The organism is Kitasatospora sp. NPDC056783, assembly GCF_042789895.1.
Lineage (GTDB): Bacteria > Actinomycetota > Actinomycetes > Streptomycetales > Streptomycetaceae > Kitasatospora.
Map to the genome: position 1 here is coordinate 1 of NZ_JBHUAF010000473.1, position 5,666 is coordinate 5,666.

Annotated in this window: 6 protein-coding genes; 4 read left to right on the plus strand and 2 right to left on the minus strand. The window is 71.3% G+C overall.

Annotated elements, in window-relative coordinates; all coding sequences use genetic code 11:
* Positions 1 to 37: 37 nt before the first annotated feature.
* Positions 38 to 1,909: a translation elongation factor 4 gene (gene lepA / locus ACFRMQ_RS37150; protein WP_380735269.1), complete on the minus strand. Its 1,872-nt coding sequence runs from the start codon at positions 1,907 to 1,909 to the stop codon at positions 38 to 40.
* A gap of 296 nt (positions 1,910 to 2,205) precedes the next feature.
* On the opposite strand from lepA, the gene ACFRMQ_RS37155 reads away from it, so the two are divergent.
* The 3 genes from ACFRMQ_RS37155 (at position 2,206) to ACFRMQ_RS37165 (ending at position 4,077) form a co-directional block, all read left to right on the plus strand.
* Complete coding sequence (locus ACFRMQ_RS37155; RefSeq protein ID WP_380735270.1) at positions 2,206 to 2,565, plus strand: antibiotic biosynthesis monooxygenase family protein; 360 nt, start codon at positions 2,206 to 2,208, stop codon at positions 2,563 to 2,565.
* Between the two features lie 138 nt (positions 2,566 to 2,703).
* Positions 2,704 to 2,973, plus strand: coding sequence for a 30S ribosomal protein S20 (rpsT, locus tag ACFRMQ_RS37160; protein ID WP_316521387.1), 270 nt, complete (start codon positions 2,704 to 2,706; stop codon positions 2,971 to 2,973).
* Between the two features lie 438 nt (positions 2,974 to 3,411).
* Positions 3,412 to 4,077, plus strand: coding sequence for a hypothetical protein (locus ACFRMQ_RS37165; RefSeq protein WP_380735271.1), 666 nt, complete (start codon positions 3,412 to 3,414; stop codon positions 4,075 to 4,077).
* 71 nt (positions 4,078 to 4,148) lie between these two features.
* Here the strand turns inward: ACFRMQ_RS37165 and holA are convergent, their stop codons facing one another.
* On the minus strand, positions 4,149 to 5,147 hold the full coding sequence (gene holA, locus ACFRMQ_RS37170; RefSeq protein ID WP_380735272.1) for a DNA polymerase III subunit delta: 999 nt from the start codon (positions 5,145 to 5,147) through the stop codon (positions 4,149 to 4,151).
* 74 nt (positions 5,148 to 5,221) lie between these two features.
* Between holA and ACFRMQ_RS37175 the strand changes: the two genes are divergently transcribed.
* Entirely contained in the window at positions 5,222 to 5,515 is a 294-nt protein-coding gene (locus ACFRMQ_RS37175; protein WP_380735273.1) for a hypothetical protein, read from the plus strand.
* Positions 5,516 to 5,666 lie beyond the last annotated feature (151 nt).

Here is a 5,666-nt window from a genome sequence, read left to right on the forward strand (position 1 = left end):
GGCGCCTCACCCGCGCTCCGCCTCGCTCCCGCGAGGGTTACTTCTTGGCCTTGCCGCCACCGCTGTCGTCACTGGACAGCGCGGCGATGAAGGCCTCCTGCGGGACCTCCACGCGGCCGACCATCTTCATCCGCTTCTTGCCTTCCTTCTGCTTCTCCAGCAGCTTGCGCTTACGCGAGATGTCACCGCCGTAGCACTTGGCGAGGACGTCCTTGCGGATCGCGCGGACCGTCTCACGGGCGATCACCCGGGAGCCGATGGCCGCCTGGATCGGCACCTCGAACTGCTGGCGCGGAATGAGCTTCTGGAGCTTGCCCGCCATCATCACGCCGTAGCCGTAGGCCTTGTCCTTGTGGACGATCGCGGAGAAGGCGTCCACCGCGTCGCCGTGCAGCAGGATGTCGACCTTGACCAGGTTCGCGGACTGCTCGCCGATGGGCTCGTAGTCCAGCGAGGCGTAACCGCGGGTCTTGGACTTCAGCTGGTCGAAGAAGTCGAAGACGATCTCCGCGAGCGGCAGGGTGTAGCGCAGCTCGACCCGGTCCTCGGACAGGTAGTCCATGCCCTGGAGGTTGCCGCGGCGGGCCTGGCAGAGCTCCATGATCGCGCCGACGAACTCGTTGGGCGCGAGGATGGTGCCGCGCACGACCGGCTCGAACACCTCGGCGATCTTGCCGGTGGGGAACTCGCTCGGGTTGGTGACGGTGTGCTCGGTGCCGTCCTCCATGACCACCCGGTAGACCACGTTGGGGGCGGTGGAGATCAGGTCGAGGTTGAACTCGCGCTCCAGCCGCTCCCGGATGATCTCCAGGTGCAGCAGACCGAGGAAGCCACAGCGGTAACCGAAGCCGAGCGCGACCGAGGTCTCCGGCTCGTACACCAGGGCGGCGTCGTTGAGCCGCAGCTTGTCCAGGGCGTCGCGCAGCAGCGGGTAGTCCGAGCCGTCCAGCGGGTAGAGGCCGGAGAACACCATCGGGCGCGGGTCCTTGTAGCCGCCGAGCGGCTCGGTGGCGCCCTTGTGCATCGAGGTGATCGTGTCACCGACCTTGGACTGCCGGACGTCCTTCACACCGGTGATGATGTAGCCCACCTCGCCGACGCCGAGGCCGTCGGCGACCTTCGGCTCGGGCGAGATGACGCCGATCTCCAGCAGCTCGTGGGTGGCGCCGGTGGACATCATCTGGATGCGCTCGCGCTTGGTGAGCTGGCCGTCCACCACTCGGACGTAGGTGACCACGCCGCGGTAGGAGTCGTACACCGAGTCGAAGATCATCGCGCGGGCCGGGGCGTCCTTGACGCCGACCGGGGCCGGGATGGTGTTGACGATGTGGTCCAGCAGGTCCTCGACGCCCAGACCGGTCTTGGCACTGACCTGGAGGACGTCGCTCGGGTCGCAGCCGATGATGTGGGCGATCTCGGCCGCGTACTTCTCCGGCTGGGCGGCCGGGAGGTCGATCTTGTTGAGGACCGGGACGATCGTGAGGTCGTTCTCCAGCGCCAGGTACAGGTTGGCGAGGGTCTGCGCCTCGATGCCCTGGGCGGCGTCGACCACCAGGATGGTGCCCTCGCACGCGGCGAGGGAGCGGGACACCTCGTACGTGAAGTCCACGTGGCCGGGGGTGTCGATCATGTTGAGGATGTGCGTCGTCCCGGCGTCCGGACCGGTCTTCGGCGCCCACGGGAGGCGGACCGCCTGCGACTTGATGGTGATGCCGCGCTCACGCTCGATGTCCATGCGGTCGAGGTACTGGGCACGCATCTGCCGGGGGTCGACCACGCCGGTGATCTGCAGCATCCGGTCTGCGAGCGTCGACTTGCCGTGGTCGATGTGGGCGATGATGCAGAAGTTGCGGATCAGCGCCGGGTCGGTACGGCTGGGCTCTGGCACATTGCTGGGGGTCGCGGGCACCTTGGTCCGATTCTCCGTTGGTCCGGGGCCGGGGGTGTCCGGGTCATCGCTGACCGGTTTCCCGGGGACCGGACAGTCTCGTCCGATCGAAATAGTTCCTCCCATCTTCCCACGACCACGGACCGGGCTGCCGTTCGGGCACCGCCCATGCCTTCCGCCGCTCCTCGACGCCGTTTTCCTCGGCACTCTCCCCGGTGCTTCCCCCGTCGCTCTCCTCGGTGGTCCCCTCGGTGCTTCCCCCACCGTTCTCCCAGGCGCTTCCCCCGCCGGCGCCCCGGGCGGCAGGATGGGCCGCCGTGATCCTCGAAAACGCCCTGCTCGACGTCCTGCCCGGCCGGGAGGAGGAGTTCCTCGCCGCCTTCGCCGAGGCCCGCCCGCTGATCGCCGCCCAGCCCGGCTTCCGCTCCCTGCGGCTGCGGCGCTGCCTCGACGAGGGCCGCGACTCCCGGTTCCTGCTCCAGGTGGAGTGGGACACCCTCGCCGACCACACCGAGGGCTTCCGCCACTCCCCGGAGTACCAGCGCTGGCGCGCGCTGCTGCACCACTTCTACCGACCGTTCCCGGAGGTCGAGCACTACGGCGAGCCACTGCTCGACGCCCTCGGCCCCGCCACCCCGGGCCCCGCCACCCCGGCCCCGGTACCACCGGGTCGCTGACGCTCCCGGTTTGGGGCGGGCGGGCGGCCCCTGGTAGCGTGGGCTGCTGCACCTGGCCTCGGCATGCCCTCTCAGCAGGTCCGACGGCCGTCGGGTGCGAACCCGTTCGGATTTCTTTAGACAGACTGAGGCTCCTTCGTGGCGAACATCAAGTCCCAGATCAAGCGCAACAAGACCAACGAGAAGGCGCGCCTGCGCAACAAGGCCGTCAAGTCCTCGCTGAAGACCGCTCTGCGCAAGGCCCGTGAGGCCGCTGCCGCCGGCGAGACCGAGAAGGCCGTCGTGCTGGCCCGCGCCGCCTCCAAGGCGCTGGACAAGGCCGTGAGCAAGGGCGTCATCCACGCCAACCAGGCCGCCAACAAGAAGTCGGCCATCACCAAGCGCGTCAACGTGGCCGCCCAGGCCTGACGCCCCGGGGGCCGCTGAGCCCCCACCGCTTCGGGACGACCCGGCCCTCTACCCGGACCCCCGAGGCGCGCAAGACTCGCACCGTACGCGGCCTGCGTTCGCCACGCGGGTGCGGTGCACCAAGCAGTGCGACAGGCGTCGCAGTCCGCCTCCTTCCGGGAGGCGACGGCGGCGCCGGTCGCGGTCCGCGGCCCGGCCGCTATGGTCGGTCGGGTTCGACGAGGTGCGGGGAGCACCCCGCACCGCCAGGCCCAGGGGGGACCTTCCATGACGACGCCACCGCCGCCACCGGCTTCGAACGGGCCGGGGTACGGCTTCCCCCAGCAGCAACAGCCGCCGCAGGCGGGGGTGCCGGGGTTCGGACCGCCTCAGCCGCCGCCCGGCCGGCCGGGGATGCCCGGGGTGGCAGGAATGCCCGGCGCCGCGGGGATGCCCGGGATGCCTGCCACCGGTTCTGCCGGGCGGGCCGGGGGCAACCTGCGCCGCAACGCCGCCTGGGCCTTCGCCGGCGCCGTGGCCGTCTCGATCGGCTGGACCGCCGCCGTGATGGTCGTCCCGGGCATGGTCACCAGCGACTCCTCACCGCGCGGTCTGAACGGCTACCACCTCTCGGACGACTTCTGCACCACCGGGAAGCCCAACAAGCTCCTCCAGACGTACTCCGTCTCGGACACCTCCGCGCCGACCCACCACACGGACCGGCACCCCGCGCTGGACAGCATGAACTGCTCGATGTCGCTCAAGCGCACCGGCGGCAACAGCGACAGCGAGTTCGCCAACGTCTACATGCGCGTCGACCTGCACAAGGCGGTCAACCCGGCACCCGAGCTGCAGGCCAACAAGGAGCTGTACCGGGCGCGCGGCTACCAGGTCACCGACATCCCGGGGCTCGGCGAGCAGGCGTACTTCCTGTACAAGGACGACGGCTCGGACCAGTACCACAGCGTCTACGCCGAACTGGACATCATCGACGGCGGGATGACCTACTACATCAACTACACGGCCAGCTACACCGCGGGGAAGGGCAAGCCGCCCTCCAAGGACGACCTGCGCGGCACGCTCCAGTCCGACGGGCAGGACGCCGTCCGGGCCATGAAGAAGTAGGCCCGCCAGCTGGCGTCGCCGACCCCGCCGCCACGTGCCGCCGTCTGCTGCCGCGTGCCGACCCGCCGCCGTCAGTACGCCGGGCGGGACCCTGCCCGGGCGGCCCGGGCGACGGCGACCACCGCGCGCTCCAGGGCGAAGGCCGGATCGTCCGAGCCGCCCTTGACGGCGGCGTCGGCCTGGGCGATCGCGGTCAGCGCGGCGGCCACCCCGTCACCCGTCCAGCCGCGCATCTGCTGGCGGACCCGGTCGACCTTCCACGGCGGCATGCCCAGCTCCCGGGCCAGGTCCCCCGGGCGCATGTTCCGCCCCGCGCTCGCCAACCGCCCGATGCTGCGCACGCCGGAGGCCAGCGCGTAGGTGATGCCGGTCGGCGGCTGGCCGACGGCCAGCGCCCAGCGCAGCCGCTCCAGCGCCTCCGCCGCCCGGCCGGTGACCGCGAGGTCGGCCACCTCGAACCCGGTCGCCTCGGCCCGGCCGCTGTAGTAGCGGGCCACCACCGTCTCGTCGATCGTGCCCTCGACGTCCGAGGTCAGCTGGCTGCACGCGGCCGCGAGCTCGCGCAGGTCACTGCCGAGCGCGTCCAGCAGCGCCTGGCAGGCCTCCGGCGTCGCGGAACGGCCCAGGGTGCGGAACTCGCCCTTGACGAAGGCCAGTCGCTCACTCGCCTTGGCCAGCTTGGCGCAGGCCACCTCCCGCCCGCCGGCCTTGCGCCCGGCGTCCAGCAGGCCCTTGCCCTTGGCGCCTCCGGCGTGCACCAACACCATGATCACTTCCTCGGCCGGCGCCTCGATGTACGCCTTGACCTCCTTCACCGAGTCGGCGGAGAGGTCCTGCGCGGCCCGGACCACGATCACCTTGCGCTCGGCGAACAGCGACGGCGTGGTCAGCTCGGCCAGGCTGCCCGGCTGCAGGCCACCGGGCGGCAGATCCCGCACGTCGGTGTCCGGGTCCGCCGCCTTCGCCGCCGCCACCACCTGGGCGACCGCGCGGTCCAGCAGCAGCTCCTCCTGGCCGACCGCGAGGGTCAGCGGGGCGAGCAGGTCGTCGGGTGCACTCTTCCTGGCCATCGCGTACCAGCATCCCACGGGTCACGGACACTCCCGCCCGACGGAGCGGACGGCCCGGCCTGGACAATGGCCGGGTGAGCGAGAACCACACCACCGACCTCCCGGACGTCGACGACCCGTACGCCCGGCAGCTACTCGTCCTGCCTGACCGCGACGCCGCCGAGGAGGCCGCCGAGGAACTCGGCGCCGCCCAGCCCGACCTCGGCGAGCTCGAAGTCGTCCGCGACGCGCTCGCGGGCGAGGACGACGCCGAGGACGCCCAGTGGCTGATCGTGGCCGAGGCCCCCGAAAGCGGCTGGACCCCTGCCCTGCTGCACGCCCTCGACACCCTCGCGTCCGGCTACGACGGCTGGCGCGAGGAGGCCTGAGGGCCGGCCGGACCGGAGTTCCTCGTCCTGTGGTGCCGCGAGTACCGCGGCGTTCGGCCCCGTACTTCCGGGGAACGAGGCCGCTTCCCGGGGACGGGGCGTTTCCCGGAGACAGGGCGTTTTGCGGCGTGCTCCGAGCCCGGCCCGGAGC